Here is a 26,129-nt window from a genome sequence, read left to right on the forward strand (position 1 = left end):
ATGATGACATTGATGAAAAAAATCCTGTTACTGTTAAGTTTTTTGACCCTGTCAAATGCAAGCGCCGCTACGGAAACAGACCCACTCTGGAACAAAGTCCTGGCGCAATACAAGGCAAGCAATCTATGGGTTCCCAAAGAGATAAAAACCCAGCTTGATGCAGAACGTAAAGACCAGGGCAACAAAACAAGTTATATCAAATCCACCTTGAGTGGCTGGGAAAAGCAGGAAGCCAGATATGCCAGTATCAACACTGACAGTAACTGGCAAGCCCTGCCCGAACAAAAAAAATCTGCAGATGCCATCAACAAAATGCTTACCGGGCTGGATGAACTGAAATCCAGCCTCTTTGAAGAAGGCATCAAGATCCAGCGCCTGGAGAACGAAGTCCTCGACGGAAAAAAACTGGGCGTCTTTTTGCTTAGCGATGACGGGGCAGGCAAACAGATCAGTATCAAGATATGGGCCGATCCCGATACAGCCTGCATAGTTAAAATGAATACCTCCATGCATGTCACTCTTTATGCCGACGCTGAATTCAGTACGCGCTATACTGAACCTGCTAAGGGAGGCTTATGTTTCAGGGGGCAAATGCAAGGCAATATCGACATACAGATACCCTTCAAAAAAGGCAAGATGCAAATAAAACAAAACAATAATGACTGGGTTCCCAAGCCAGCGAATTAAAAGTAAAGCCAACCTCCTTTCAAGGACAGATCATGCGCAGACTTCATCCCGCCATCTTTTTACTCAGTTGCATGCTGGCAGTGGGCACTGCCTATGCCGATGACTTCAGCGATGGCGTCAGTTACTACGAGCAAGGTGATTTTGCTTCTGCACTTGACTCTTTCAAGGCTGCCGCCGCCAAAGGTAATGCTGATGCGCAATTCAATCTGGGCTTGATGTTTTTAAATGGTGAGGGCGTGCCACAAGACTATAAGCAGGCACTCAACTGGTTCGAACAATCCGCCAGCAAGGGCAATGTCAGGGCGCAAGTCAATATAGGGCGCATGTATGCGAAAGGCAAAGGCATGCTCTCGAACCATGGCATCGCTGCCTCATGGTTCAAAAAAGCAGCCGACCAGGGCTATGCCGATGCCCAGTACAGCCTGGGCATCTTGTATGTCACAGGCACAGGCGTGGGACGTGACTACAACAAGGCCAGGGCACTGTTCCAGCAAGCAGCCAATCAAAACAATGCCAGCGCCCAGTATCAATTAGGCCTGCTGTATCAGAAAGGTCGCGGCGTAGCAGTCAATCTTGTCGAAGCCTATAAATGGCTGAGCCTGGCCGGCGATTACGAAGACAGTGAAGTCTTCAGGAAATACATCGCCGCCAAAATGAGCAAGGAAGAAGTTGCAGAAGCTCAGGCCCTGGCGCAGGACTGGAAACCTGAGAAGGCTGCCGAATAGCAGACCAGGAAGCACTTAAATCTCAACCTAAGTTCATGTGCCAGTCATGCGATTGCTACTGAAGGCGCATAATTCTTACTTTTCACTTGAAGCTGCAAATTCAAATTCGATCAAGCTTGCATCTGCCCAGTCTTTTTTGTACAGAGGTGGTATGAATTGCAGACCATCCTGGCTGATTTGAATTTTTTCTCTGCGGTCTTTACTCACCAGATAAGCTGCACTCAGTTTTTTAGGTGACCAGTATGAGATATCAATAATAGACGACTGACAGGCACCGCCAAGTAGGCGAAACAGATTACGCGTTTCGTACGGCATACTATCATTTTCCACTGCCCACCAGATTTCACATTCAAGACGCAAATCACCAAGACGTCGTTGATCAGTTGGCACACCTGCACTGCGAATGTCGGGTCGCCAGCGGAATAGGCCCTTCTTACGATTTAACAGCAAGTCTGCATTTTCTTGCAAAGCCCTGGGATTTTTTGGCAATATAAAACTACCATCCGGCTCAACTTCCACGTGAACTGAGTCGTCGTCGCTGGCAATGCGCATACTCAGGTCATGCAGACTGATATCTGCACTGACAGGTAGCAATTTGAATTTCAATATGGCATCAGGTGCCAGTTGGCGTTTCTGATCAAATGCTTCCAGCCCTTTATACATCTGCCTGTATGACTTCAGTTCAGGATCCCTGGTACTGGAAATTTCCACTAATGCCGCATTCTCTTCAGCAGCATGCGCGGGGACTTGAACATTCATGGAAGTAAATAAGAAGCAAGTAATAAGTACCGGTTTTATGTTCAAGAATGTTTTTCCTATTGATGAAATAAATTTTATTGGGCGACTGAGTGCAACATCCATTGATTCAGGCTTAATTTGCTTTGGGAAAATGCTCTACATGCACTTCGCCCCCATGACCAAAGTAGCTGACATGCCGCCCCGCTATCCAGACAATATAGCCGACACAACCTGCAGCCATCGATAGCCGTATAAATTCTGGGTAGCGCACCTCATCACGTTGCGCACCACGAATTGCCTCAACCAGGGCAAGTGCATCAAACGCTGTGGGAATAGTGTGATCTTTCTTGCCCAAGGCTACCACATGCACACTACCATCCGCCATATAGTAGCTGGTATTGCCAGTACGGTAGTCAGCAAAATATGACTCCACGCCCGCCGCCATCAAGCTGCCAACCACATGCCCAAAAGTCAGCTTGCCCGCGTATGAATCATGGGCAACTGCTTCGATCGCCTGTAATACTGAATACTCCATTTCACGCCTCTTTGTTTTAAATTTCAGGTTTTGATTAATTTAACTATTTATTTGACAGGTACAACTTTCAAACCGTGTATATCGACAATCTGTTTCATCAGCGCAATCAATTCTGATCGCTGATTGCCAGACAAATGCCCGAAGTACAGGGCGTCGTTTTCATCTGCCAATGCAGCCAGCTTAGGCACCAAATTTTTTCCTGCCACCGTCAAGTGAATTTGTGTCGCCCTTTTGTCGGCAGCAGATATTTGGCGAGACAGCAGCCCTCTTTGCTCCAGGCGGGTAATGATCTTGGACACAGCCCCCTTGGTCATCCCCAATTCACGCATCAATGCAGCAGGATCAGATGTGCCGGTGTCAAACAAGCTGCGCAATGCAACCCATTCAGAAAGCGAAACCCCTTCGGCTGCCACACTCGCTTCAAATCTGGCGGATACGTGGTTGGAGACAAAACGCAGCCAAAATCCGGCATGCGATTCCAAGGAGCTGACACCCTCCTGAGCAGGTGAAACATGTGATGCGTCAGTCTTTTTTTTGCTCATCGCTAAACCCTGAGAATGTTCATTTCAGGTATTTTAGTTTCCAAGGAAACTAAAATCAAGTTTTTTTGCGATTTTATTGCGCTTGATCAAACGTCATTACACAAGGCAAAGGCTTATACAAAACATAATCACAAGCATATTTCCAGACTTATGCCCTAGATTTCCCCCGATGTTTCAATACGTTCACCACAATAAATGTAAATGAGAACTATTTGCATTCAATATTTATTTGCATTATTATCACGCCCTTAACAAAAGGGGAAACCATGCATTTCAAAAGGAAGTTGATCGTTGCAGTACTGGCCAATCTGGCTGCAGGACAAGCTGTATATGCTGCACCACAAGAACCGGCAGATGGGCAACAAGTCGTAGTCACCGCGACTTTGCGCAATCACAGCATTGCCTCAGCACCCGCCTTTACTACGGTGGTAACTGCTGAAGATATCGCCAAATCACCAGTCAACAGCCTGGCAGATTTATTGCGCGAAACAGTCGGTGTCAACAATCAGACCGATGGCACGGGCCGTGATGAAATCCAGATCCGTGGCCTGGGTGGCAAATACACTTTGATGCTCGTCAATGGCAAACGTATTTCGTCTGGCGGTGCCTTATGGCGCGGCAGTGATTTTGACTTCAGTTCCATCCCTTTGAACAGTATCAAACGGGTAGAGATCGTGCGTGGCCCCATGGCTGCCCTGTATGGCTCTGACGCCATTGGTGGTGTCATCAATATCATTACCAAGACGCCTGCCAAAACATGGACAGGCACATTCAATACCGAATACCGCAAGATCGCGACCGGTGAGCAAGGCGATCAATACCGTATAGGTGCAGCGACCAGCGGCGCCTTCAATGAGCAGCTCAGCATGGCTATTTCTGGCGAAGTCTATGACAGGCAACCATGGTTCAGCACCACAGCATCTGATCCTACCCGCCCTGCCCGTCTGGAAAAAAAGCAATCGCAAAACCTGGTGACGACAACGACACTGAAGCTGTCAGACACTCAGTCTCTGGACTTCGACTTTGGCTATAACAAGGACAAACGTCCGCGTGCCTTGTTTTATTATGCTTATTTCCCTCAATGGAATTATGAAGCCAAGGATTATCGCGAGCAGGAAATCACGCGCTATACCTATGGCATCAGCCACAAGGCATCATGGGATTGGGGTACGACTACTGCGTTCCTGAATCAGGAAGACACTTCCATTGATGATTTCAACAGTCGCTATAACAAACCGCAACAGCGCGTGTTGAAAGAAAAAAATACCTACGCAAAAGTGTATGCAAATACTGAACTGGGCATTAATAGCCTGACTGCTGGCATCGATTTGCGCCGCCAGTTAATCAAAGACCCTTTGACTTACCTGAAAACCGGCGAAATCAGCACACGCAGCTCTGCCATATTTGTGGAAGATGAAATCAGTTTGAGCAAAGACCTGCACTTGACACTGGCTGGACGTGTCGATGACAGCAATACCTTTGGCAATCACTTTTCCCCCAAGTCATACCTGTCTTACCAGGTTAATAATGCCGTGACCGTCAAAGGCGGTATCAGCAAGGCATTCAAGGCACCGGATGCCTATCAGTTAAGCCCTGAATACAGTGTGGTCAGTTGCGGTGGTGCTTGCTATCTGTCTGGCAATCCAAACCTGAAACCTGAAACCAGCACCAACTTTGAAGCGGGTGTTGAAGTCCATCAAAAAGGCTGGAACATGAGTGCAGTGGCATTCAAAAATGATGTCGATGCCATGATTGTTGCCAATTATGACGGTGTTAAAAATACCAGGAATTGGATCAATATTGCCAAAGCAAAAACCAGCGGCATAGAACTGCAAGGCGATGTGGAATTGAGCCCCTCCTTTTCCATCAATGCTAACTATACACATCTGAAAGCTGACTACACAGATGAGGCAGGCAAAGAAACCAAGCTGGACAACCGTCCTGCCAACGTCGCCAAACTGGGCGTCAACTGGAAAGCAACTGAACGTCTGCAAACAGGCCTGACGGCACATTACATAGGCAGCCAGTTCTATGAAACCAAGGAACTGCCAGCGTATACCCGCCTGGACTGGAACCTGTCTGCCCGTCTGCAAGACAATTTGATTCTGCGTGTGGGCGTAAAAAACCTCACCAATGTGAACCTGGAACAAAAGAGTAAAGACTTTGCCTACTTTGAATTAGGCCGTAATTATTACGTCAGTGCCACATTGGCTTTCTAAGTGAGTTGACTGAAAAGCTGCAGGTGTATTCGTGCCTGCAGCTTTTTGCTGCAAACATTGTTTTACCTACTCAAACGGGAATAGTCTTGTGTCTATTTTGTTTTTATTGCTAACACTGGCAGCCTCTGTCCTGCTGTACCTGAGCCACAGGCATCAGGCCTGGCTGACCAAAGCTTTGCCAGCAACACCCGTGCTTGCCGTAGCCAGCCTGCTCATGGCAATGGCCTTGTATTGTGGGTGGCAGGCTTTCAGCATCGCCACTGCGATATTTGCCTGGCTGGTAATTACCATGCTGGTTCTGGGCCTGCTGCCATTTTTCTCTTTACTCAAGAAAAAGAAAACACATGGAGAATAAAGCAAAAAAAGCACCCATCCGTGCTGACTGGTGGACTAAAACCATATCCGGCCTGGTACTGGGCTTTACGCTGGCTCTAGCAATATCCGGCTTGTTTGCCTGGGTAGGCCCGGGCGGTATCGCTGCCCCACAAAAAGTGCAGTTTGTCATGTGGCTCATCACACCAGTGTGGATGCTGATACTCAGCCTGATTTATCTGGTGCGCACTGGTGTGCGTGCACTGACAGGGTTGCTGATTGCCAATGCGCTGGCCTATGCCTTGCTGTTTCTTGTAAAAACTTAGTCGAGTAGTCAATGAAAATCAGAAGTGACATCTTACGTGTCTATCAGTCCCTGCACACCTGGGTAGGGATCAGTGCAGGCCTCTTGCTGTTCATCGGCTTTTTTGCCGGTGCCCTGACCATGTTCAAGCAGCCTCTGGATCAATGGGTCAGCCCACCAGTACCATTGCCAGCAGTGACGAGTGAGCAGCACATCGACAGCCTGGCGCAACAGGCACTCGCACAGTACCCTGCTGCGCGCAAGGGTTTCAGCGTGCATCTGAGGCATGATAACAATACTGCTGCGACCATGAACTGGACCGCAGGCAGACCCGGCCGTGAGCTGGATTTCTCGGCCAAACAATGGACTGCCAGCCTTGATGAAACGGGTAAGCTGCAGGCGAAAGAAGCGTTGCCATCCATATTGGCGCAAATGATAGACATGCTGCACAGAACGGGCGGGATACCTGGAGAAATAGGAGATGAATACCTGGGTGGTTATCTCATGGGCGTGGCAGGTATCCTGTATTTCCTGGCTTTAGTATCCGGCGTGATTTTATTACTGCCTACCCTGGTCAAGGATTTCTTTGCCCTGCGCCCTGGCAAAAACCGCAAACGCTTCTGGCTGGATGCCCACAATATCATCGGCATTACCAGCCTTCCCTATCATATCGTCATCAGTATTACCGTCATTGTATTTGCCTTTCATGATCAGTTTTACGACAGCCTGGCAGAGGTAGTCTATAAAAACCAGGCCATGTTTGGCAGGCCACCAGCGGCTGCAGCGAGACCCTATGAAGCCAAAGACATGCTGCCGCTGACCAGTATCATCAGCAAGGTCAAAGCCGAAGCAGGTGATTCAAGAATTTCAGAGATACAGTTCTTTGGACTGGAAAGCCCACGCCCTATGGCCAGGGTAGCGCTTGTCAATCCACGCTATCTGGTGCAAGGGCCAGAAGCTGGCTACCTCATCGTGCATCCCTACACTGGTGTCGTCATCAATGCCAGTATGTTACCGGGCAAGGAAAGCACCTGGAGCGCCATCGTCGGCCCTTTCTTCTCTCTTCATTTCGGCAGTTATGGCGGCGACATGATGCGCTGGGTATATTTCGCGTTTGGACTGAGTGGTGCCTTTCTGTTTTATTCGGGTAATTTGCTGTGGCTGGAAAAGCGCCGCAAAGTACAACGCCCAAATCAGGCACTTCCCGTACAAACCCTGTCTACCAGGATGATGGCTGCTGGCACGGTTGGTGTATGTCTGGGCACAGTGGCAGGAGTGTGCTTCACCCTGGTAGCTGGCAAGTTATTTGCTACCACGGCAGAAAACATCAATTTCGTTTATCTATTCGTCTACTACAGCGTCTTCCTTGGAGCCCTGGCCTGGGCATATCTGCGCGGGGCTGCGCGTTCTTCAGTTGACTTGCTATGGTTGTGCGTGATTGCAGCGCTGTCCATCCCTTGCAGTTCTGCATTCATGGCTTTGCGATCCACCTCCAATAACAGCCTCACTGGCCTTGGCGTAGAACTGGTTGCCATTACTATGGCGCTGGCATTTATCTACGCGGCACGCAAGACCGGCAAGCGTATCAGGAATGAAGCAAAAGACAGTGTCTGGTCTTTGCAGACAAGCACCTGACATTTTCTTTAAATTTAGCTTGACCCTGGTGTTTACTCCAGGGTTCAAGATAGTTTCTCCTAATCCCGGAGAGACTTATGCAACTTAAAAACTACCTGCGCATCGTGCGCGCCAGTGCCTGGTATGACCTGATTGTCACCATAGGTTTTGCCACACCCTGGAGTTTCACCCTCATCCACCAAAGCCTGACACAACTCAATAGCAGCCTGGGCATTGCAGGCGAATTTCCCGCTTTCGCTGCAGCCCATGTATTGATGGCAAACCTGCTGGGGTCCATCGTCACCATCTGGGCCATCCTGCGCCTGCGTGACACGCGCATGGAATATGGTCGCTATGACGCTGCCGGGCGTATCCTGTTCAGCATGTGGCAGCTGTATGCTGTTGCTCATGGAGCCAGCCAGATCATACTGGCCTTCACCGTATTTGAAATCGCTTTTGGGATTTTGCAGTTACTGCCTGTTGAAAAACAGGCAGTAACTGATTAGAGCTTTTGCAAGGCATCCAACAGCGGCACACAGGCATCTGCCACTCTGTTAAGGCTAAGCTCACGCAAAGCAGCCAGATCGACCTTGTGTTCGCTTTCCAGCCCGGCCCAGGCCAGCAAGGCAGCACAGGCTTCGGGGTGGTCAAACAGGCCGTGCAGGTAAGTGCCGAGTATCAGGTCGTCTGGTGAACGTGCGCCTTCGTCTTCGCCATTGATGGTAAAAACGGGTTGCGTGTCATTGCTGGCGTAGGTGATGCCCATATGGATTTCGTAGCCGCTGACTTGTGCAGTGCTGGCGTTGAATGCGCAAACACCGGTCACTTGCTGCAGACGTTTCTCTTGCGTCAGCTCAGTGGTGATATCCAGCAGGCCTAGCCCATCAGAATCACCAGCCTGCCCCTCTACACCATGCGGGTCGCTGATGATTTGACCCAGCATTTGATAGCCTCCACAAATGCCGATGACTTTACCGCCATAGCGTAAGTGCTTTTCAAGCACAGGCTGCCAGCCCTGTGCCTGTAAGAAAGCGAGGTCAGCACGTGTGTTTTTGCTGCCGGGCAGGATGATCAGATCGGCAGGTGGAATCGCCCTGTCCGGGCCTATGAATTGCAGGTCAACATCAGGGTGGGCACGCAAAGCATCAAAATCTGTATGATTGGATATGCGCGGTATAGCGGGGACGATGATGCGGAACTTGCCCGCATTGCCCTGGCTGGACTGTATCGCATCTTCAGCATCCAGTTGCAGACCATGCAGGTAAGGCAGGACTGCCAATACAGGTTTGCCGGTCTTTTTCTCCAGCCATTCAAGGCCAGGTTCCAGCAGACGGATATCACCGCGAAAGCGGTTGATGACAAAGCCTATGATGCGGTTTTGCTCTGACTCGGACAAACAATCCAGGGTGCCAACGAAATGAGCAAACACGCCACCACGGTCTATATCGGCCACCAGGATGACAGGACAATCTACGGCCTCGGCAAAACCCATGTTCGCGATATCGCGGTCACGCAAGTTCACTTCTGCCGGGCTGCCAGCACCTTCAACGATAATCGCCTCATATTGCTGTTGCAGGCGTTCATAGGATTCCAGCACCGCCCCCATGGCAATGGTCTTGTATTGGTGGTAATCGCGTGCATCCATGTCTGCCCTGACCTTGCCGTGGATGATGACTTGCGCACCAGTATCCGAAGATGGCTTCAGCAAGACCGGGTTCATATCGGTATGAGCAGGCAAACCCGCAGCCATTGCCTGCAAGGCCTGGGCGCGGCCTATCTCGCCACCATCGATGGTCACGGCACTATTGAGCGCCATGTTTTGCGGTTTCATGGGGACTACACGCACGCCCTGGCGATGCAACAAACGGCACAGGGCTGCAACCACCGTGCTTTTGCCAGCATCAGAGGTCGTACCTTGCACCATCAGTGTGGATATTTTCATGGAATAAAATTCTTGTTCTCAGTGTTGTGCGGACTGCCATTCAGCAATCAATATATGCAATTGCACCAGCCCATGCTGTATCGCTGATGGGCCGGGTGAAAGTATATCTGCCGATTTTATCTCCAGCACTCTGCCATTTCTTACAGCAGGAATATGATCCCAGCCGTCGCGCCCAATCACGCTGTCAGGCCGGAATTTTTTACCACACCAGGAACCGATGATGATATCTGGCGCACGCCGTATGATTTCTGCCGGGTCTGCAATAATGCGCTCCTTGGCACTATGGTGTTGCGCCAGGTCAGCAAAAGCATCTTCGCCACCAGCGATGTGGATCAGTTCTGAAACCCAGCCTATGCAGGACATCAGAGGATCATTCCATTCTTCGAAATAAATTTTTGGTCTGCGTGTCCAGCCTGCGCTTTGCTGTTTGACGGTGTCTATCTGCGCCTGCAATTCTGCGATCAATACTGCGCCTTGCTCCTGCTTGCCTACCAGGTTCGCCAATACCCCGATCATATGCAAAATACCGGCAACATCGCGCTGGTTGAAGGCATGTACTTCTACACCGGCACTGATCAGTTCACGCGAAATCTCTGACTGCATGTTTGAATAGGCAATCACCAGGTCAGGCTTGACTGCCAGAATGCGGTCTATCTGTGCAGAAGAAAAACCACTGACCTTGTGGCTTCTCATCACGGGCACGTGCTGGCCTGGTGGTATAGCCAGAGATGCCAACCACATAGTCTTCTGCCTCCAGCGCATACAAGACTTCCACAGCTTCAGTAGAGAGGCAGGCAATACGTTGATACAGGCTGGCTGTTGTCATTTTTTTCCTTGTGGCTGCGCCATGGTTTTGTCGCGCTTTTGTCTGGCCTGATCCAGTGCCTGGCATATCAGCTTCGCGCCTTCGATGATGCGCGGTCCGGAGCGGTTAACCAGGTCACCCTCTATCGAGATCAGATTATTGTTTTTTGTTGCCAGCAAGGTAGGAAAAGTCTTCCATTGTTCGACGCCACTCACTGCCTGGTTTTTACTGTCTCCAGTGATGATGACTTCAGGGCTTTCCTGCAAGACTGCTTCTGTACCGACCACGGGTGCGGTAGTGGCTAGCTTACCAAAAATATTTTCGCCTCCGCAGGTACGAATAGCGTCACTGACGATGTGACTATCATTCAGTGTATAGAGTGGCTTCCCCCAGACCTGATAGAAAACCTTGACCTTGCTTTTATTCTGGTACTGGCTGTTCAGTTGCTGCACTTGCTGCCTGAACTCTGCAGCCGCTACCTGCGCCTGTTTTTCGGTGCCGAACAGACTGCCAAACTTGAGCAAAGTTTCTGCCACATTATCGAGCTTATGCGGTTCACTGAAAAAATAGGGAATACCAGAATTGTGCAACATTTCCAATTGACGCTCGTATGCCCCATGCATCCAGACGATGAGCAAATCTGGTTTCATCGCCAGTATGCGCTCAATATCCAGTTGGCGATTGTCACCAACCCGCGGGATATTCTTTGCCGCAGCCGGGTAATCACTATACTTGACCGTACCAATAATCCTGTCACCTGCCCCTGCGACATAAATCATTTCCGTCACATGCGGCGATAAACTTATAATTCGCTGCGCAGGCTTGGCCAGGGTTACCTGATTACCCATATCGTCAGTCACTGTAATAGCTGCGTGAGCACTACCCAGCGTCGCAAAACAAACCACCATTGCAAAGCTCAAAAGCTTGGACATAAGTTTCCCATATTCAAAATATCAACGCAAATACCACACCCTTTTTGCATTTTCTCTGTGCCTACTCTGTGTCTCTGTGCCTCTGTGGTTAGCGGTCTTTTAAAACAAAGTCATCCAGCGCTTGTTCCAGCCGCAACCACCCCGCCTCGCTCCCAGGCAAGCCAAAACGCAAACCGTGCGGCCTGTGTGGCCCTTGCGCAAACCAGCGCAACCAGATGCCTCGTTCTGCCATGAATTGCCACAATTGTTCCGATTTATTGTTAAGGTCTTTATGACTGCACCACTGGAACAAATCAGTACCTGATGAACGTATATCATGTGCTCTCAAAAGCTGGCGCAGCCGTTCACCATCTTGCTGCAAGCGTTGCGCAGTCAGCATTTGCCACTGACAGTCATTCAAAGCAGCAATAGCGATTTGCTGGGCAGGCCCGCTGACACTCCAGGGGCCAAGATAATTCGCTAATTGTTGTAACAGATTTTTTTCAGCAGCCACAAAACCCAGGCGTATACCAGCCAGACCAAAGAACTTGCCTACCGAGCGCAAGACGATCAGGCCAGGCTGGTCTGCATGAGAAGCAACGCTGATATCGGGCACGGTATCAGCAAAAGCTTCATCAACCACCAGCCAGCCACCACGCCCTGCCAGTTGTTCAGCCCAGCGCAAAAGCTGAGCTGCCGGGATAAATTCACCGGTAGGATTATTGGGATTACACAGCACCACAACATCCGCCTGCTCAACGGCTGCATCCAGTTCTGCATATCTGCACTCTGTCACCGCATGAGCAGCTTGCCGCCATTGGTATGCATGTTCAGCGTAGCTGGGGGCAGATACGACGACCCGCGCAGCTGGACGCAAGCGTGGCAGGGCTTGTATCACCGCCTGTGATCCCGCCACGGCGAGCATCTGTGGCGCGCGATAATAAGCCTGAGCGGCTTGCACCAGTGCATCAGAATATTCAGGTAAACGATGCCAGGCATTCGCTGACAATTGCGGTGCCGGATAAAAATGAGGATTGATGCCTGTCGATAAGTCCAGCCAGTCTTCCAGCGGGCGGCCAAAATGGCGCACGGCATCGCGCAGGTTACCACCGTGTTCAAGCATGGATGACTCCACTCAAAAATAAGACTGCCAACAAGGCTATGCCACACCACAAGGCAGCACCAGTCTCTACCAAGCGCAGGGCACGCAAAATATCAATCGCCTTTGCTGCATCACCGCCACCCAGCGGTGGGCGCACTTCTGCCACGCCGTCATAACTGGCCGCACCACCCAGTGCCAGGCCAAGCGCACCAGCACCTGCTGCCATGACAGGGCCGGCATTCGGGCTGGGCCAGCCAGGTGCCTGACGCTGCCAGCATTGCCAGGCCAGACGGCTCTTACCCAACGCGGCATAGGTGCATGCAGTCAGGCGTGCAGGTATCCAGTTCATGACGTCGTCAATGCGTGCTGCAACACAACCAAAGCGCAGGAAGCGCGCGGAGCGATAACCCCACATGGCATCGAGAGTATTTACGAGGCGATACAAGATGGCACCGGGGCCACCCAGCAAGATGAACCAGAACAAGGTGGCGAAGACAGCATCGCAGCCATTTTCGAGGACGGACTCAACACTGGCTTTGGCCAGGTAGGCTTCATCCGCATCCTCTGTATCGCGACTGACGATATACGAAGTGCGCTTTCTCGCCTCTGGCAAATCACCCGCCTGTAAAGCAGTAGCGATGGCGGCATTGTGCTCATGCAGGCTGCGCAAACCAAGGCAAAAATACAGCAATACGATGTGAAATATAGCAGCCAGCCAATAGTTTAAATATTGGGCCAGCAGCAGTACCAGCACACTTGATGCTACTAGTGGTAAAACCGCCAGACACCAGGCCAAGGCACCGGTCCAGCGGCTGGCTGCTGGCTTGTTCAATAGCCGTTCTATGGCATTGGCCAGATTACCAAAACCCACTAGCGGATGGTATTTGCGCACTTCGCCCAGCGCCAGGTCCAGCAAGATACCAAGCAGCAGGCATAGCACCATGACCACGCCATCCAGCATCAGCATGGCTGGCCTTTCAAATACAGTGGCAAACCGGCAGCGACCCAGACCACATTGTCTGCGATGGCCGCCACCGCCTGATTCAAACGCCCAGCTTCATCGACAAACCAGCGCGACACTGCGCCCATGGGGACGATGCCCATACCCACTTCATTTGATACCAGGATAATCTGCCCCGGTGCCTGCACCAGTGCATCCAGCAAATCCTGTCGTTGCACGGCAAACTGTGGTGGTGGTGTGATATGCCCTATCTCAGGAAAATCTACCTCTTCTGAAAACAGCAGATTCGACAACCAGACTGTCAGGCAATCGACGAGGATGATATTATCCGCACGGCTATGCGACATGATGGTCGCACCCAGTTCCAGGCTCTGTTCAAGCGTGCCCCAATCTGCAGGACGGCGTGCACGGTGATGCGTAATGCGCTCCTGCATTTCAGCATCGCCTGCCCTGGCAGTTGCCAGATAAAGTACTTCTTGTTTGCCGTCGCTCAGCTTGCTTGCCATTTGCTCGGCAAAGGCACTCTTGCCCGAACGCGCACCGCCAAAAATCAGGCTGGTACTGTGTGCGGGTTTCATATTTTATCCCTTAAGAACAATGCTGCCGTTGCCGCTGGATTGGAAGCAAAGTAGGCATGAAAATAAGAAGCACGCACATTGCCAATCTTATAAATAGCTTCGCCTTGTTGCTGGGTGGAGTGCTTGATGGTATAGCTGCTGGCAGCCAACGAGGTTTCAAAGCGTGAGTAATGAAAGGTATGCCCGCGCAATTCACCCTGAGGTGTAGCCAGGGCTTGTGCACCCAGCGCTGCCAGCCGTTTTTGCATGATGACTTTGCCTGGCAAGATGCCCGCCATGGGCCAGCTTTGTTCTTGTTGATCCACCAGGCCTTCAGTAATTGCCATCATGCCGCCGCATTCTGCCAATATAGGCATGCCTTGCGCATGAGCGGCGTGCAGTGATGCCAGCCAGTTGCTGGCCTGTGTCAGTGTTTTTGCATGCAATTCAGGATAGCCACCGGGCAGGTACAAGGCTTCCGCTTGCGCAGGTATCGCTTCATCTGCCAAAGGTGAAAAGAAAACCAGTTCTGCACCCAGTCCTATCAGGCATTCAATATTGGCTGGATAGATAAAAGCAAATGCGGCATCACGTGCGATGGCAATGGTCTTGCCTGCCAGGCTGGCGGCTGACTGAGCTACATGCTGTGATGAGTGGTCTTGCAATTCAAAACTGGTTTCAGGCAAGGCATCCCAGGCTTGCATGTCCAGCTCCAGGCTGTCGGCCATGGTATCAAGTATGGCTTCAATGCGGTCCACTTCTTGTGGCAAGACTAGGCCCAGATGGCGTTCTGGCAAGGCTTCATCCTGCCTGCGCTGGCTACCCAACAAGGGTATATCGCGCATGGCAGCCGCCACCATCTTGGCATGGCCTTCAGAGGCTATGCGGTTGGCGATGACGCCAGCCAAATGCACAGGACCAAAATCACGCAAACCCATGGCCAGCGCGCCGACAGTCTGTGCCATGGCAGAGGCATCAAGCACAGCCACAACAGGCACGCCAAAGGCACGCGCCAGATCAGCCGATGAGGGGTTGCCATCATACAGGCCCATGACGCCTTCGATGAGGATGACGTCGGTATCCAGCGCAGCCCGTGCCAGCATGCCTTCAGAATCAGCCTGCCCTACCATCCACAAATCCAGCGAATGTACGGCTGAACCGCAAGCGCGTTCCAGCATCATGGGGTCGATAAAGTCTGGCCCGGTTTTAAAGACGCGTACTGTCTTGCCCAGCTTCACCAGCTTGCGGGCCAGTGCTGCGGTAGTCGTGGTCTTACCCTGGCCTGATGCAATGGCCGAGATCAGTACAACCTTGGCGCTGGGCCTTACCATTCCACACCCGCCTGTGCCACGATGCCTTCTTTGAAAGCATGTTTGATGACATTCATTTCTGTGACGGTGTCGGCAATCGCAATAATCTCTGGCAAGGCGCCGCGACCGGTGACGGCGACATGCTGCATTTCTGGCCTGCCATCGAGATCATCGATGACCATCTGCAAATCCAGGTAATGATATTTGAGGGCAATATTGAGTTCATCCAGCACGACCAGACCTATGGTCGGGTCATTCAGAAAACGTTTTGCCTGTTCCCATGCTACGGCGGCTTTTTCCATATCGCGTTCACGGTTTTGCGTGACCCAGGTATAGCCTTCGCCCATGGCATGGAATTCGACTTCATCCGGAAAGCGTCGCAAGAAAATTTCTTCTCCTGTCGACATTGCGCCCTTGATGAACTGCACCACACCGACCTTCATGCCATGTCCCATGGCACGCATGACCATGCCAAAGGCGCTGGAACTTTTACCCTTGCCATTGCCGGTATGTACCAGCAAGACACCGGTCTTGCGCTGGGCTTTTTCTATCTTTTCATCCATCATCGCCTTCTTGCGCTGCATGCGGCGTTCATGACGGGTGTTGATATTGTCAGTCTCTGTGTCCGGCTTTGGTGGCATTGCACTTGTCATGATTGTCTGTCTTTATTTTTCAGTTTTTCGGCAAGAATATGGTTTGCCCGCCATGGGTGAAGCGTTCTATCGGGTGTCCCAGACAGAGACTGAGCTGGAATGCACTGAATATGTCATCTGCTGGCCCGGCTTGCCAGCTACCATCACCCATCAGCAACAGGGCATGAGTGGCAATGCGATAAGCCATATTGAGGTCATGGCTGACCATGACGACAGCCTTGTTTTGTTGTGCATCTGCTTTACTGCACAAGCTGGCAAACAATTGCATGACGCTGACCTGGTGTCCAAGATCAAGCGCACTCGCCGGCTCATCCAGCAACATCCACTTCGCATCCTGGGCCAGCAAGGCAGCAATCGCAACGCGCTGTCTTTCACCACCAGACAGGCTGCGCACATCGCGCTCTGCCATGTCGGCGACATCCATTTCACGCAGGGAAGCCATGGCAAGATCCATGTCGTCATTATTTTCCCAGTAATGCGAATTCTGGTAGGGATGACGGGCACTGAGTACAGTATCCAGCGCAGAATAGCCAAAGGCATCTACCCTGCCCTGCGGCAAGAAAGAACGCTCACGGGCAAGGGCCGTCAATGCCCAGTCTTGCAAAGGTTTATCACGCAAATAGACCTGGCCACTTTCTATGGGACGCAGGCCAGCAAGCGTGCGCAGCAAGGTACTTTTACCAGCGCCATTGCGGCCTATGATGCACCAGCATTCACCTGGCTGTATTTGCCAGTTGAGATCACGCACCAGCACGCGCTTGCCTACCGATAAATTCAGGTTGCGGATATCCATCAACGCCTCCGCAACTGATGCAATTGCAGCAGGAACATGGGTACACCTACCAGGGCTGTAATGACGCCGACCGGCAACTGCTGTGGCGCGACCACGGTACGGGCCACTGTATCTGCCAACACCAGGAAACAGCCACCAGCCAGGGTCGCAGCAGGTGCCAGCAATCGGTGATCCGGCCCCCAGGCAAAACGGCAGATATGCGGCATGATGAGGCCAACAAAACCTATACTGCCTGCATTACTGACGGCACTTGCAGTCAGCAAGGCAGAACATAAAAACAGCAGTTGTCGCAGACGACCAATATTGACACCCAGGGTGCTGGCATTGTCGGCATACATGGCTGCGACATTAATCGAACGCGCATTGCGCATGACGAACAGCAAGATGGCGCCAAGTATCAACCAGGGCAGATAGCGTGACTGGGTATTCGACAGATCACCTATCATCCAGAACACCATCCCGCGCAAGCGGCTGTCTGGCGCAATCGACAGCATGAGGGTAATGATGGCACCGCAACCGGTAGCGACGATGACGCCTGTCAGCAGCAGAATAGGTGCACTACCATCGGTACTACCCGCACCGCGCAAGTCGCGGTAAGCCAGGCCAAATAACAAGAGCGCAACGGTAATCGCGCCGGCAAAGGCAGCCACATCGACCAGCCAGAATGCACCGAAAAACAAGATGGTCGCCAGCGCACCAACAGATGCGCCACCAGATATACCGAGGACATACGGGTCAGCCAGCGGATTGCGTAATAGCGCCTGCATCATGACGCCAGCCAGTGCCAGCGTGGCACCGGTCACAAAACCAGTCAATGCACGGCCCAGGCGCAAATCCAGCAGGCTGCCAGGCAAAGTAGTTGGTGGGCCGCGCAGCAATTCCAGCAAAGCTTGCCACAGCTCGACAAAGCTCAGGGACACTGAACCGCAGACGCAGGCAATCAATATGCTGCCTACAGCGGCGGCGAATAAAATAGGGAGAACCAGACCAGCACGTTGAGCGACCGCCATCCTGGGGGATTGCTTGCGCTGCAGTGCAGAAAAAAAAGATGCCATCATCAGTCTGATCCAAAAGGAAAAACAGGTTTTGATGTGCAGCGTCTTTTGAAAATTGAGACCTGCACATCAGGCTATCCACTTGCAATGTGATAAGCGATACAGCAAATCAGCCGCATCGCTACACAGCAATTGCAGACTTATTTAAAGCCGTAGTTCACGCCAACAAATACATTGGAACCGGCTGTAGCATAATTTTTTGCCAGTTCGTAGTCTTTGTTAAGAGCATTATTCCAGCGTGCCAGTACCGTCGTGTTTTTTGCGACTTCATAGGTTGCATACAGGTTCAGCAAATTATAAGAACTCAATAATCGGTTGTTAGCTGCGTCATCATAACGATCGCCAGAGAAAATGGTTTCCACGCCGACTTTTGCGTTTGCAAAGGAATACTCTGCCGCCAAAGTACCATGCTGTTTCGAGCGACGTGCCAGACGCTTGTTTGTCGTGTCGTCTTTAGGGTCCTGGATGTCGATGGAGGCGCGCAATGTCAGGTCAGCAAAACGAGTGGTGCCGCCCATTGTCAGGCCAGATAAAGTAGCCTTATTGACATTTTTAGCACAACCAAAAGTATAACCAGCAGGGCAATCCCCGGAACCAGCAGAAACCAGCAAATCAGTTGCCTTATTCTGATAATACACAGCACTTAATTGCGTATCGCCTTGTTCGAAATAAATGCCGATTTCTGCATTTTTTGCTTTTTCAGGCTTATTGCTGGCAACACCATAATTTGGGTAATACAACTCATTGTAAGTCGGTGCGCGGAAGCTGGTACCGTAGCTGGCATTGACGCGCAAGGCATCAGTGAAACGGTAACCATAAGCTACGCTACCTGTGGTGTTGGAACCATATTGCGAGCTACGGTCATTACGTATGCTGGCGCTGGCCAGATGCGCATCTTGTTTCAAAACATAAGAAGCAGCAAAAGAATTCGTTGTACGTTTCGTGCCGTTGATTCCCTTTGTTGGGGCGCGGGTAGCGCCAGAGACCGAATCAACTTTTTCTTCACGCGTTTCAGCGACCAGTTGCAATACATCTTTACCAATGCGGATATCATTCTGGAAGTTGATGCTGTCTTGACGTGTATCGATCTGGCTGGAGCCAAAACCGGTACTGAATCCCTTGTCTGCCGTTTGTGCGATTTGCAAAGAAGCTGACCATATATCAGTGAATTTGCCACGACCAAAGACTGCAACAGTTTCCAGCTTGCCGATGTTGTGATCATCGCTCGTTGCACCAGAATCATATTGTGCGTCATTACGGCTGTTCAAAACACTGACGCCCAATTCATAACCCTTGCTGATTTCCCATACCAGACGGCCATTGAAGCTATCCAGCTTGTAGCCATCTTTATCTGCGTTGTAGCTGCCAGCGCCTATGCCAGGTTTGGTAGCAGAAAAACCATCACTTTCTTCGCGCGCCACATTCAAGCTCAGGCTAAGGTTATCGGCCACAGAACCAAAAATACCTGCCTGCAATTTACGAGTGCCATAACTACCCAAGCCAGCCGATACGGTAGGCGTAATAACGCCAGTGCCTTTTTTAGTGAATATCTGTATCACGCCGCCCATGGCATCAGCGCCATACAGGCTGGACAGCGGGCCATACACGACTTCGATACGGTCGATCTGTGACAATGGAATGGAAGACCAGGTAGCGCCACCTGTAGTGGACGAGCCTATGCGCACACCATCAATCAACACCACGTTTTGCGCGTTGCTACCACCACGCAAGAAGACGGAAGCAGAGGTGCCTGGACCACCGTTGCGGGTAATTTCTATGCCGCGTTGCTTTTGCAAGAGATCAACAACAGAAGCAGCGCCGGATTTGGCGATGTCTTCAGCAGTGATGACGACGTTGTCAGCCAGCACGTCCTTGGCGGCTTGTGTCTGACGACCAGCGGTAATCACCACACTGGAAGCAGCGCCTACAGTTGCAGTTTGCGCCAATACGATGGAAGATGGGAATGCAGCGGCCAAGGCCAGGCTGAGGGCGAGCGGTTTGAATGCAGATGTCATGATAATTCAGAAAAAAATGGAGCAAGTGGCCGACGTCCCCGCAGGCTACTTTGAACAAAGCAATAAGGACAATTGGTCGTTAGCGGCGATGCTACCAGAGCAGTCTGCGCTGACAAAAATTCGCGACATGGCAATCCATGCCCTACTGTTTCACGAGTTCCCCGTCCGTATTGCTTCACTTATTCTGGCCGGTATCCGGGCTGACAAGTATCACCATCTGACCTTCCCATGCACATTGCACAGTGGTATTGGAAAATGGCTGGCTGCGCATGAATGACATAAGTCTTCCGAATTCGCAGCAACTTGTACACCGTTGCGGGGGCAGCACACTTTTGCAAAAGCTTAGTGTTTCCCGTTTAACCGTAGATATGAATATATCCACGAGCACCAAAACCCCGCCATTCTATAGACAGATGGGGGTAGCTGCAAGTTAAGGCGCTTAAACACTGAGGCCGCGCTGAGGCAAATCAGTTTATTAACTGATTGAAAACAAAGCAAATTTACCTTGTTGCAAGCCCGGATTCAGGCAAGATGCGCCGTCTTGGAAATCCAGGCACCTACGAGTTCAGCATGCAGTTGTGACATTTCTGAGAGTTGTATACCTACGTGATAAACCTCGCCACTGAGGATGGCATGCCTGACCATACCTTTGCAACTGACCTTATGGATATCGGCTTCTTGAAAGATGCCAGGAATTTCTATCAGCATATGGTAACTGCGTTGCGGAATCATGTTTTCGGCGGTGTGCAGGAGCACGCCTTCGGCGGAAATATTAACTATTTTGGCAAGTACCAGCCTGCCATCAGGCAACTTGACACCAGCACGCCAGGTTACGGTAACACGTGGAGATCTCCTGAGTTCTAACATGCGATGACCATGGTTTGTTGTCAGTCTTGCGTAAATACTATCTGCATTATGACTGGAATACCAGTATTTCCTGATGCCCACCAAAGGCCAGAGTCAAGTTTTGCGCGCATACCAATTGTGCCAATTCCTCTGCGTTCATGCCATCTCGCCAGGCCAGCAGCATGCGTATAACGCCTGCATGCGTCACCACAATGGCTTCCGGTATATTCAACTGGTGTAAATCATCCAGCCAATGAATTACGCGTTGCGCCAGGTCAATTGCTGATTCTGACCCGCCTGGCTTGTAACTCGCTGGCGCTGCAGCCCAGGCATCTATTTCATGCCTAGAAATAGCATCCCATACCTGCATTTCCCATTTGCCAAAATTGATTTCTTTCAAGCGGAAGTCAAAGCGGGGATCATTATGCAAACATTTCGCCAGCCTGGCACAACGCTGCAAGGGACTGGAAAATACGGGCAAACCAGCTTGTAATTGTGCGGACAACTGTCCCGCCAAAGCCAGACATTCTGCCTCGGAAACATCCATATCAGCTTGCCCATAACAGTGTCCATCAGCAATCAGTGGCCTGGTATGTCTGATCAAATGCAAGCGCATGTCAACGCACCTGGAAAGCCAGCAAACCCAGATAGACAGCAACTTCTGCCACTTGCTGAGTTGCGCCCAGACAGTCACCGGTAAAGCCACTGATCCTGCGCTGGAACATACTTGCCATGCGCCAGGTCAGCAATAACATAAGGCCAACAGCCAGCAATACAGAAGGCATGGGTAGCGGGAAGTAGTACAGTAGTACCGCAACAGGCAATAGCACAGTCAGGCAGGCGATCATGAATTCGACGTGGCTCATTTCTTGCGCGAGTGGCTTGGCCTTGCCTTCATGCCGCGCATAAGACATAAGCCAGATCAGGCTGCAGGAAGCCAGTCGTGACAAGGGGTGGGCCAGCAACAATGCAGGTACAACGAGTAATACAGACAGGCTGATCAGGAGTGTCAGCTTCAAGGCCAGCATGAGGAAAATACCTATGGCACCATAGGCGCCAACGCGTGAATCTTTCATGATTTCCAGCACGCGCTCCGGCGTCATACCACCGCCAAAGCCATCACAGACATCGGCAAAGCCATCTTCATGAAAAGCACCGGTCAACAAGATACCAGCGATAGTAGATAGCACGACTGCCACTGCATGCGGCCATAACTGTGCCGCAACCATATAGACGCCAGCACACGCTGCTCCTACTACCCAGCCAGTTGTCGGAAAATAGCGCGAAGACTGGCGCAGCCAGTCAGGCTCAAACCCCACCCATGCGGGAATGGGAATGCGGGTAAAAAATTGCAGGGCAATGAAAAATAGGCGTAGTTGATGCAAACCAGCTCCTGCAATATAGGGATTATTTAGTCGCTACTTTTTCCACTTACCTGTGCCGAAGCAAAAGTCGCCATCTGATTCAGGAAGTTGACCGCAGCCTGCAACATTGGATATACCAGGGCCGCACCCGTCCCCTCACCCAGGCGCAAATCCAGTTGCAATACAGGCTTGACCTGCAAGGCTTGCAACATGCGTGCATGACCACTTTCATCTGATTGATGTGAGAACACGCAATAATCGAGTATGTTTGCCTGCATTCTCGCCGCCACCAGTAAGGCACTGCTGACGATGAAACCGTCAATAAGCAAGACCATGCGGCGCTGGGCTGCTGCCAGCATCGCACCGACCATGGTAGCAATTTCAAAGCCACCAAATGTCGCCAGCACATCTGCGGCCTCGTTCGCGTCTGCATGCAAGCTTACTGCTGCCTCTATCACAGCCTGCTTGTGGCGTATGCCTTCTGTCGTCAAACCAGTACCTGCACCTACACAATCAGCTACCGGAATACCCGTCAGCTTGTGCATGAGTGCAGCGGCAGCCGTGGTATTGCCTATGCCCATTTCACCAAAACCCAGTACATTTCCTGACAAACCTGCTACCAACTCAGCGCCATTTTGCATGGCTGCCTGACATTGTTCAGCCGTCATTGCAGCTTCTTTGGCAAAATTACGCGTGCCGCCTGCTATTTTCATGTTCAGCAGTTTTTCACGTGGACCAAAGTCATGATTGACACCGGTATCCACGACATGCAGGGCAATAGCATTTTGCCTTGCGAAAACATTGATCGCTGCACCATCCGCCAGGAAATTTTCAACCATCTGCCAGGTCACATCCTGAGGGAAAGCAGAAACACCCTCTGCCACAACACCATGATCGCCAGCAAACACGATGATGGCAGGCTCATGCAATGCAGGTTGCGTAGTCTGCTGTATCAAGCCTATTTGCGCAGCAAGGTGCTCAAGGCGGCCCAAGCTGCCAGGAGGCTTGGTTTTATTATTGATGGCGGCAGCCAGCTCTGCTTCCAGTGCTGGATTAGCGATAGCGATTATGTTTGTACTTTGCATAAGAGAAATCAGTAGTAAAAGCGATCCAGCAAAATTACTACCCAGGTCGCCAGGGCGATCAATACGGTCAACAAGACTGCAGCACTACCAAAATCCTTGGCATTCTTGGACAAGGTATGACGTTCAAGCGAGACGCGGTCAACCACTGCTTCAATCGCAGAGTTAATCAATTCCACGATCAATATCAGTATCAATACCGCAATCATCATCAGTTTTTCAAAAGCCGACACTGGCAAAATCAGGGCGATGATGGCGCCAGTTACAACCAGTACCAGTTCCTGACGGAAAGCATGCTCATTTTTCCAGGCAGAACGCAGACCATCTATGGAATACAGGATGGCCGAAAATATGCGGCGCAAACCACTTTTGCTTTTAAATTCACTGACTGCTTGTTCTTTTTCAGACATTTATCTTCCTTAAACCATATGCTCAGAAGGCATAAGCACTTGCCTTCGCTCAGGTGGCGAATTTTACAGGACTATATGTCTGGAACAAGCAGATTTGCTGATGGCCAGTTGGATTATTGACCGGGCCATTGATATATGCCTAAGCTGACGCAGCATTTTGGCGACGAAATCGTGACGTACATTTCACATTATGGTATAACTTATATATTGCAGCGCACCAACCATAATATGAAAAACGATACGGCATCTTCAGACAAAACTTCCATCCAGGTCATAGAGCGCATGGTGTCCTTGCTGGATGCCCTGTCGCGCTACCAGGATCCTGTCAGCCTGAAGGAGTTGGCCATAGTTACTGGTTTGCATCCATCGACAGCACACCGTATCTTGAATGATATGGTGCTAACCCGTTTTGTAGACCGTGCCGACACTGGCTCTTATCGCTTGGGCATGCGCTTGCTTGAACTGGGCAATATCGTCAAGAGCCGTCTGAATGTGCGTGAAGCCGCACTGGAATTTATGCGCGCCCTGCACCGCCAGACTAACCAGACCATCAACCTGTCGGTACGCCAGGGCGATGAAATTGTGTATATAGACAGGGCATTTTCTGAACGTTCCGGCATGCAGGTGGTGCGTGCCATTGGTGGCCGCGCCCCCTTGCACCTGACCTCTACTGGCAAATTATTCCTGTCACTGGATGAACCCAAGGCCATACGCGCCTATGCAACCCGGACCGGGCTGGCGGGCCATAATAAAAATTCGATTACTGACCTGGCCAAACTGGAAAAAGAACTGGCCGCAGTCAGAGACAACGGTTATGCCAGGGATAATGAGGAACTGGAACTGGGTGTGCGCTGCATGGCAGCAGGCATCCATGATGACAGTGGAAAAATGATCGCTGGCCTGTCGATTTCTGCCCCGGCAGACCGCTTGCAGGAAGAATGGCTGAGCAACCTGACCGACACAGCCAGACAGATTTCATTGACACTGGGCTTTGTCGAGGGCAGGTAAATCAACCGATAAAGAATTCCAGATCCAGCAAGCCTGCCCCAGTAAGCTTGTTACGGTGAGCATCAATTTATTACAGGGATATTGGGTTTCCTCATACTTTTGCTCTAACCAAGATACTCAATAAAATCGATACCATTCTGTATGGTGCCGATAACTTTCACCTTGTTTTCCTGCCCTTCAGTAAAGCTGGCCAGCGTTCCGGCAAAGCTAATTCTATTAGCACTTATTTCATTTTTCCAATAATCGTAGCCAGCCTGATCAGGGACGCGCCCTAAAATATTCTTGTACAAGGTCGTCAGGAAAGTATCAACCGAAGGATTGGCGCCATATAGTGTCTGGAATTCTTTCGATTGCATGAATCCTGCAGCCACCGTTGTCAGGCTGGAACCCTTGTCCATGTCCTTGATCCAGTAACCAAGACCCGCCAGATCAGGCGTGCGGCCAAAAGCCGCCTGATAGATACGGTATGCCTGTCCGGCGATACCATCGATGTCCAGCGCGACAGACAGGTCTGAAAATTTTAGTCGTTCAACATTGCTAAGCGTGTCTACCCCCTGCGAACTTGGCTTGGATACAGTAAAACCACTGCCACTTCCCGTCACAGTAAAAGCCGATCTCAGGCCGGAGTATTGAGCAGTGTCCATCCCTGCGCCACCATCAATCACATCATCACCGCCACCACCACGGATGAGATTGCTCGCAGCATTACCTGTCAATTTGTCGTTAAAAGCTGTACCTATGATATTTTCTATCGTTGCATCAAATGCGATGGACAAATTATTGATCGCTGCATCGCCATTTGCAATGCGTCCAACAGAATTCAACGATCCCGGCGTGAGGTTGATGGTCACTGCAGCACTGACCTTCGATACATCTATGGTATCAACACCTCCTGTATCGTTGATGATCTTGAGCGTACGCCCATCGACGTCACTATAGGCATAAACATCATCACCGGTGTGGAAGGCCTTGCTGCCATACAAATACTTCAAAGCCAGCATATCGTAGGTGGCAAAAAACTCGCCTTGCTGGTTTTGCGCGATCGCGTTATAGGACATGATGGAAATCCAACTACTGTCCTCCGCTGTCGCCAGATAATTGCCCGCCTCTGCACTCGGCGGCTCACCTGCATTGTAGTTACCCGGGTGATTAAGCCCCAGTGCATGTCCTATCTCATGTATCAGTATCTTGTAGGCCTCGCTCCCCTTTTCATAACTGACATTCATGTAGGTGGTTGACATAAACAGATCGCCACTGCCAGCAGAAAATGCCGTACCGTCAGCCGTCGGCACGGGAAGCTTGGCATACCCTGCACTTTTTTCCTGGATATTGTTTGCCAGCCTGATGCCGGACTGGATATCAGTGTCAGCAACTTCCTTAAAGGTCACATTCAACACCTGGGAAATTTCTGTAAAGATAGCTCTGGCAGCTGCCATTTGCTCTGCGGTAAACGCTTTGAAACCGTTCTTGTCAGAATCGGAAGCATAAGAAGCTGGCGCCTTGATAAAGCTGTAACTGATTTCTACAGCAGTACCCAAAGTCTTGCCTGCATTCCAGCGATAATTGATGTCATCAATCAGTACATCTATCCTGTAATCACCTGAAAACGGTTTTGCAATAACGGTCTTGTCTGGCATGA

General features: G+C 50.9%; 29 protein-coding genes and 1 riboswitch. Of the genes, 8 read left to right on the top strand and 21 right to left on the bottom strand.

The genetic code is table 11. The features are described 5' to 3' along the window. Positions 1-3 precede the first annotated feature (3 nt). Positions 4-687, top strand: coding sequence for a hypothetical protein (locus tag DFR42_RS22590; RefSeq protein ID WP_170133642.1), 684 nt, complete (start codon positions 4-6; stop codon positions 685-687). A gap of 32 nt (positions 688-719) precedes the next feature. Beyond that, entirely contained in the window at positions 720-1,412 is a 693-nt protein-coding gene (locus tag DFR42_RS22595) for a tetratricopeptide repeat protein (protein WP_110257322.1), read from the top strand. A gap of 75 nt (positions 1,413-1,487) precedes the next feature. Here DFR42_RS22595 and DFR42_RS22600 read toward each other — a convergent pair whose 3' ends face one another. The 3 genes from DFR42_RS22600 to DFR42_RS22610 are packed head-to-tail and all read right to left on the bottom strand — an operon-like array spanning position 1,488 to position 3,227. Beyond that, entirely contained in the window at positions 1,488-2,273 is a 786-nt protein-coding gene (locus DFR42_RS22600; protein WP_146218945.1) for a hypothetical protein, read from the bottom strand. A 10-nt stretch (positions 2,274-2,283) separates the two neighbouring features. Further along, positions 2,284-2,685, bottom strand: a complete 402-nt coding sequence (locus tag DFR42_RS22605; RefSeq protein WP_110257324.1) for a DUF1398 family protein — start codon at positions 2,683-2,685, stop codon at positions 2,284-2,286. 47 nt (positions 2,686-2,732) lie between these two features. Further along, the gene (locus DFR42_RS22610) at positions 2,733-3,227 is read right to left on the bottom strand and encodes a MarR family winged helix-turn-helix transcriptional regulator (protein WP_110257325.1); all 495 of its coding nucleotides are present in this window, start codon (positions 3,225-3,227) and stop codon (positions 2,733-2,735) included. 266 nt (positions 3,228-3,493) lie between these two features. On the opposite strand from DFR42_RS22610, the gene DFR42_RS22615 reads away from it, so the two are divergent. The 5 genes from DFR42_RS22615 to DFR42_RS22635 all read left to right on the top strand — a co-directional run bounded on the left by DFR42_RS22615 (position 3,494) and on the right by DFR42_RS22635 (position 8,182). Then, positions 3,494-5,446, top strand: a complete 1,953-nt coding sequence (locus tag DFR42_RS22615; RefSeq protein ID WP_110257326.1) for a TonB-dependent receptor domain-containing protein — start codon at positions 3,494-3,496, stop codon at positions 5,444-5,446. Between the two features lie 88 nt (positions 5,447-5,534). Beyond that, on the top strand, positions 5,535-5,801 hold the full coding sequence (locus DFR42_RS22620; RefSeq protein WP_110257327.1) for a hypothetical protein: 267 nt from the start codon (positions 5,535-5,537) through the stop codon (positions 5,799-5,801). Then, on the top strand, positions 5,791-6,084 hold the full coding sequence (locus DFR42_RS22625; RefSeq protein WP_110257328.1) for a hypothetical protein: 294 nt from the start codon (positions 5,791-5,793) through the stop codon (positions 6,082-6,084). The genes DFR42_RS22620 and DFR42_RS22625 overlap by 11 nt, the downstream gene beginning before the upstream one ends. A gap of 11 nt (positions 6,085-6,095) precedes the next feature. After that, on the top strand, positions 6,096-7,697 hold the full coding sequence (locus tag DFR42_RS22630) for a PepSY-associated TM helix domain-containing protein (protein ID WP_110257329.1): 1,602 nt from the start codon (positions 6,096-6,098) through the stop codon (positions 7,695-7,697). 77 nt (positions 7,698-7,774) lie between these two features. Then, complete coding sequence (locus DFR42_RS22635; protein ID WP_110257330.1) at positions 7,775-8,182, top strand: hypothetical protein; 408 nt, start codon at positions 7,775-7,777, stop codon at positions 8,180-8,182. On the opposite strand, the gene DFR42_RS22640 is transcribed toward DFR42_RS22635, so the two are convergent. From DFR42_RS22640 to DFR42_RS22715, 17 genes are all read right to left on the bottom strand, one after another. Beyond that, positions 8,179-9,600, bottom strand: coding sequence for a cobyric acid synthase (locus tag DFR42_RS22640; RefSeq protein WP_110257470.1), 1,422 nt, complete (start codon positions 9,598-9,600; stop codon positions 8,179-8,181). The genes DFR42_RS22635 and DFR42_RS22640 overlap by 4 nt on opposite strands. Before the next feature lie 36 nt (positions 9,601-9,636). Further along, on the bottom strand, positions 9,637-10,311 hold the full coding sequence (locus DFR42_RS22645) for an ABC transporter substrate-binding protein (protein WP_342766865.1): 675 nt from the start codon (positions 10,309-10,311) through the stop codon (positions 9,637-9,639). After that, a complete protein-coding gene (locus DFR42_RS29965; protein ID WP_342766860.1) occupies positions 10,244-10,444 on the bottom strand; it encodes a TroA family protein in 201 nt (66 codons plus the stop codon). Before DFR42_RS29965 ends, DFR42_RS22645 begins: the two co-directional genes overlap by 68 nt. Beyond that, positions 10,441-11,355 (bottom strand): cobalamin-binding protein, encoded by a 915-nt coding sequence (locus DFR42_RS22650; protein ID WP_110257331.1) that lies wholly within the window; start codon positions 11,353-11,355, stop codon positions 10,441-10,443. Before DFR42_RS22650 ends, DFR42_RS29965 begins: the two co-directional genes overlap by 4 nt. A gap of 88 nt (positions 11,356-11,443) precedes the next feature. After that, positions 11,444-12,457, bottom strand: a complete 1,014-nt coding sequence (gene cobD / locus DFR42_RS22655) for a threonine-phosphate decarboxylase CobD (RefSeq protein WP_110257332.1) — start codon at positions 12,455-12,457, stop codon at positions 11,444-11,446. After that, positions 12,450-13,397, bottom strand: a complete 948-nt coding sequence (gene cbiB, locus DFR42_RS22660) for an adenosylcobinamide-phosphate synthase CbiB (protein ID WP_110257471.1) — start codon at positions 13,395-13,397, stop codon at positions 12,450-12,452. The genes cobD and cbiB overlap by 8 nt, the downstream gene beginning before the upstream one ends. Then, a complete protein-coding gene (cobU, locus tag DFR42_RS22665; protein ID WP_110257333.1) occupies positions 13,397-13,975 on the bottom strand; it encodes a bifunctional adenosylcobinamide kinase/adenosylcobinamide-phosphate guanylyltransferase in 579 nt (192 codons plus the stop codon). The genes cbiB and cobU overlap by 1 nt, the downstream gene beginning before the upstream one ends. Then, entirely contained in the window at positions 13,972-15,285 is a 1,314-nt protein-coding gene (locus DFR42_RS22670; protein ID WP_110257334.1) for a cobyrinic acid a,c-diamide synthase CobB, read from the bottom strand. The genes cobU and DFR42_RS22670 overlap by 4 nt, the downstream gene beginning before the upstream one ends. Beyond that, positions 15,279-15,917: a cob(I)yrinic acid a,c-diamide adenosyltransferase gene (gene cobO, locus DFR42_RS22675; RefSeq protein ID WP_245937050.1), complete on the bottom strand. Its 639-nt coding sequence runs from the start codon at positions 15,915-15,917 to the stop codon at positions 15,279-15,281. The genes DFR42_RS22670 and cobO overlap by 7 nt, the downstream gene beginning before the upstream one ends. 19 nt (positions 15,918-15,936) lie before the next feature. After that, the gene (locus DFR42_RS22680) at positions 15,937-16,710 is read right to left on the bottom strand and encodes an ABC transporter ATP-binding protein (protein ID WP_110257335.1); all 774 of its coding nucleotides are present in this window, start codon (positions 16,708-16,710) and stop codon (positions 15,937-15,939) included. Then, positions 16,710-17,765, bottom strand: a complete 1,056-nt coding sequence (locus DFR42_RS22685) for a FecCD family ABC transporter permease (RefSeq protein WP_425450901.1) — start codon at positions 17,763-17,765, stop codon at positions 16,710-16,712. Before DFR42_RS22685 ends, DFR42_RS22680 begins: the two co-directional genes overlap by 1 nt. Positions 17,766-17,905: 140 nt before the next feature. Beyond that, on the bottom strand, positions 17,906-19,780 hold the full coding sequence (locus DFR42_RS22690) for a TonB-dependent receptor domain-containing protein (protein WP_110257336.1): 1,875 nt from the start codon (positions 19,778-19,780) through the stop codon (positions 17,906-17,908). A 169-nt stretch (positions 19,781-19,949) separates the two neighbouring features. Continuing rightward, a riboswitch (cobalamin riboswitch) is annotated at positions 19,950-20,187 on the bottom strand. 115 nt (positions 20,188-20,302) lie between these two features. Beyond that, the gene (locus DFR42_RS22695; protein ID WP_110257337.1) at positions 20,303-20,647 is read right to left on the bottom strand and encodes a PilZ domain-containing protein; all 345 of its coding nucleotides are present in this window, start codon (positions 20,645-20,647) and stop codon (positions 20,303-20,305) included. 46 nt (positions 20,648-20,693) lie between these two features. Then, the gene (locus tag DFR42_RS22700; protein WP_110257338.1) at positions 20,694-21,242 is read right to left on the bottom strand and encodes a histidine phosphatase family protein; all 549 of its coding nucleotides are present in this window, start codon (positions 21,240-21,242) and stop codon (positions 20,694-20,696) included. Between the two features lies 1 nt (position 21,243). After that, positions 21,244-22,011 carry an adenosylcobinamide-GDP ribazoletransferase gene (locus DFR42_RS22705; protein ID WP_110257339.1) on the bottom strand — a complete coding sequence of 256 codons (768 nt, stop codon included), beginning with the start codon at positions 22,009-22,011 and terminating at the stop codon, positions 21,244-21,246. 26 nt (positions 22,012-22,037) lie between these two features. Continuing rightward, on the bottom strand, positions 22,038-23,075 hold the full coding sequence (gene cobT / locus DFR42_RS22710; RefSeq protein ID WP_110257340.1) for a nicotinate-nucleotide--dimethylbenzimidazole phosphoribosyltransferase: 1,038 nt from the start codon (positions 23,073-23,075) through the stop codon (positions 22,038-22,040). 8 nt (positions 23,076-23,083) lie between these two features. Then, entirely contained in the window at positions 23,084-23,482 is a 399-nt protein-coding gene (locus DFR42_RS22715; RefSeq protein WP_110257341.1) for a diacylglycerol kinase, read from the bottom strand. A 228-nt stretch (positions 23,483-23,710) separates the two neighbouring features. Here DFR42_RS22715 and DFR42_RS22720 point away from each other — a divergent pair, with 228 nt between their 5' ends. After that, positions 23,711-24,490 (top strand): IclR family transcriptional regulator, encoded by a 780-nt coding sequence (locus DFR42_RS22720; RefSeq protein WP_110257474.1) that lies wholly within the window; start codon positions 23,711-23,713, stop codon positions 24,488-24,490. Between the two features lie 104 nt (positions 24,491-24,594). Here the strand turns inward: DFR42_RS22720 and DFR42_RS22725 are convergent, their stop codons facing one another. Further along, a complete protein-coding gene (locus tag DFR42_RS22725; RefSeq protein WP_170133643.1) occupies positions 24,595-26,127 on the bottom strand; it encodes a M57 family metalloprotease in 1,533 nt (510 codons plus the stop codon). Positions 26,128-26,129: the final 2 nt, after the last annotated feature.

The sequence above is a fragment of the Undibacterium pigrum genome (genome assembly GCF_003201815.1).
Classification (GTDB): Bacteria; Pseudomonadota; Gammaproteobacteria; order Burkholderiales; family Burkholderiaceae_D; genus Undibacterium; species Undibacterium pigrum.

Excerpts from the sequence above, each read along its gene's own strand:
- DFR42_RS22590 (WP_170133642.1), top strand. The coding sequence starts at position 4 with ATGACATTGATGAAAAAAATCCTGTTACTGTTAAGTTTTTTGACCCTG.
- DFR42_RS22595 (WP_110257322.1), top strand. The coding sequence starts at position 720 with ATGCGCAGACTTCATCCCGCCATCTTTTTACTCAGTTGCATGCTGGCA.
- DFR42_RS22600 (WP_146218945.1), bottom strand. The coding sequence starts at position 2,273 with ATGGATGTTGCACTCAGTCGCCCAATAAAATTTATTTCATCAATAGGA.
- DFR42_RS22605 (WP_110257324.1), bottom strand. The coding sequence starts at position 2,685 with ATGGAGTATTCAGTATTACAGGCGATCGAAGCAGTTGCCCATGATTCA.
- DFR42_RS22610 (WP_110257325.1), bottom strand. The coding sequence starts at position 3,227 with ATGAGCAAAAAAAAGACTGACGCATCACATGTTTCACCTGCTCAGGAG.
- DFR42_RS22615 (WP_110257326.1), top strand. The coding sequence starts at position 3,494 with ATGCATTTCAAAAGGAAGTTGATCGTTGCAGTACTGGCCAATCTGGCT.
- DFR42_RS22625 (WP_110257328.1), top strand. The coding sequence starts at position 5,791 with ATGGAGAATAAAGCAAAAAAAGCACCCATCCGTGCTGACTGGTGGACT.
- DFR42_RS22630 (WP_110257329.1), top strand. The coding sequence starts at position 6,096 with ATGAAAATCAGAAGTGACATCTTACGTGTCTATCAGTCCCTGCACACC.
- DFR42_RS22635 (WP_110257330.1), top strand. The coding sequence starts at position 7,775 with ATGCAACTTAAAAACTACCTGCGCATCGTGCGCGCCAGTGCCTGGTAT.
- DFR42_RS22640 (WP_110257470.1), bottom strand. The coding sequence starts at position 9,600 with ATGGTGCAAGGTACGACCTCTGATGCTGGCAAAAGCACGGTGGTTGCA.
- DFR42_RS22645 (WP_342766865.1), bottom strand. The coding sequence starts at position 10,311 with ATGAGAAGCCACAAGGTCAGTGGTTTTTCTTCTGCACAGATAGACCGC.
- DFR42_RS29965 (WP_342766860.1), bottom strand. The coding sequence starts at position 10,444 with ATGACAACAGCCAGCCTGTATCAACGTATTGCCTGCCTCTCTACTGAA.
- DFR42_RS22650 (WP_110257331.1), bottom strand. The coding sequence starts at position 11,355 with ATGTCCAAGCTTTTGAGCTTTGCAATGGTGGTTTGTTTTGCGACGCTG.
- cobD (WP_110257332.1), bottom strand. The coding sequence starts at position 12,457 with ATGCTTGAACACGGTGGTAACCTGCGCGATGCCGTGCGCCATTTTGGC.
- cbiB (WP_110257471.1), bottom strand. The coding sequence starts at position 13,397 with ATGCTGGATGGCGTGGTCATGGTGCTATGCCTGCTGCTTGGTATCTTG.
- cobU (WP_110257333.1), bottom strand. The coding sequence starts at position 13,975 with ATGAAACCCGCACACAGTACCAGCCTGATTTTTGGCGGTGCGCGTTCG.
- DFR42_RS22670 (WP_110257334.1), bottom strand. The coding sequence starts at position 15,285 with ATGGTAAGGCCCAGCGCCAAGGTTGTACTGATCTCGGCCATTGCATCA.
- cobO (WP_245937050.1), bottom strand. The coding sequence starts at position 15,917 with ATGACAAGTGCAATGCCACCAAAGCCGGACACAGAGACTGACAATATC.
- DFR42_RS22680 (WP_110257335.1), bottom strand. The coding sequence starts at position 16,710 with ATGGATATCCGCAACCTGAATTTATCGGTAGGCAAGCGCGTGCTGGTG.
- DFR42_RS22685 (WP_425450901.1), bottom strand. The coding sequence starts at position 17,765 with ATGGCATCTTTTTTTTCTGCACTGCAGCGCAAGCAATCCCCCAGGATG.
- DFR42_RS22690 (WP_110257336.1), bottom strand. The coding sequence starts at position 19,780 with ATGACATCTGCATTCAAACCGCTCGCCCTCAGCCTGGCCTTGGCCGCT.
- DFR42_RS22695 (WP_110257337.1), bottom strand. The coding sequence starts at position 20,647 with ATGTTAGAACTCAGGAGATCTCCACGTGTTACCGTAACCTGGCGTGCT.
- DFR42_RS22700 (WP_110257338.1), bottom strand. The coding sequence starts at position 21,242 with ATGCGCTTGCATTTGATCAGACATACCAGGCCACTGATTGCTGATGGA.
- cobT (WP_110257340.1), bottom strand. The coding sequence starts at position 23,075 with ATGCAAAGTACAAACATAATCGCTATCGCTAATCCAGCACTGGAAGCA.
- DFR42_RS22715 (WP_110257341.1), bottom strand. The coding sequence starts at position 23,482 with ATGTCTGAAAAAGAACAAGCAGTCAGTGAATTTAAAAGCAAAAGTGGT.
- DFR42_RS22720 (WP_110257474.1), top strand. The coding sequence starts at position 23,711 with ATGAAAAACGATACGGCATCTTCAGACAAAACTTCCATCCAGGTCATA.
- DFR42_RS22725 (WP_170133643.1), bottom strand. The coding sequence starts at position 26,127 with ATGCCAGACAAGACCGTTATTGCAAAACCGTTTTCAGGTGATTACAGG.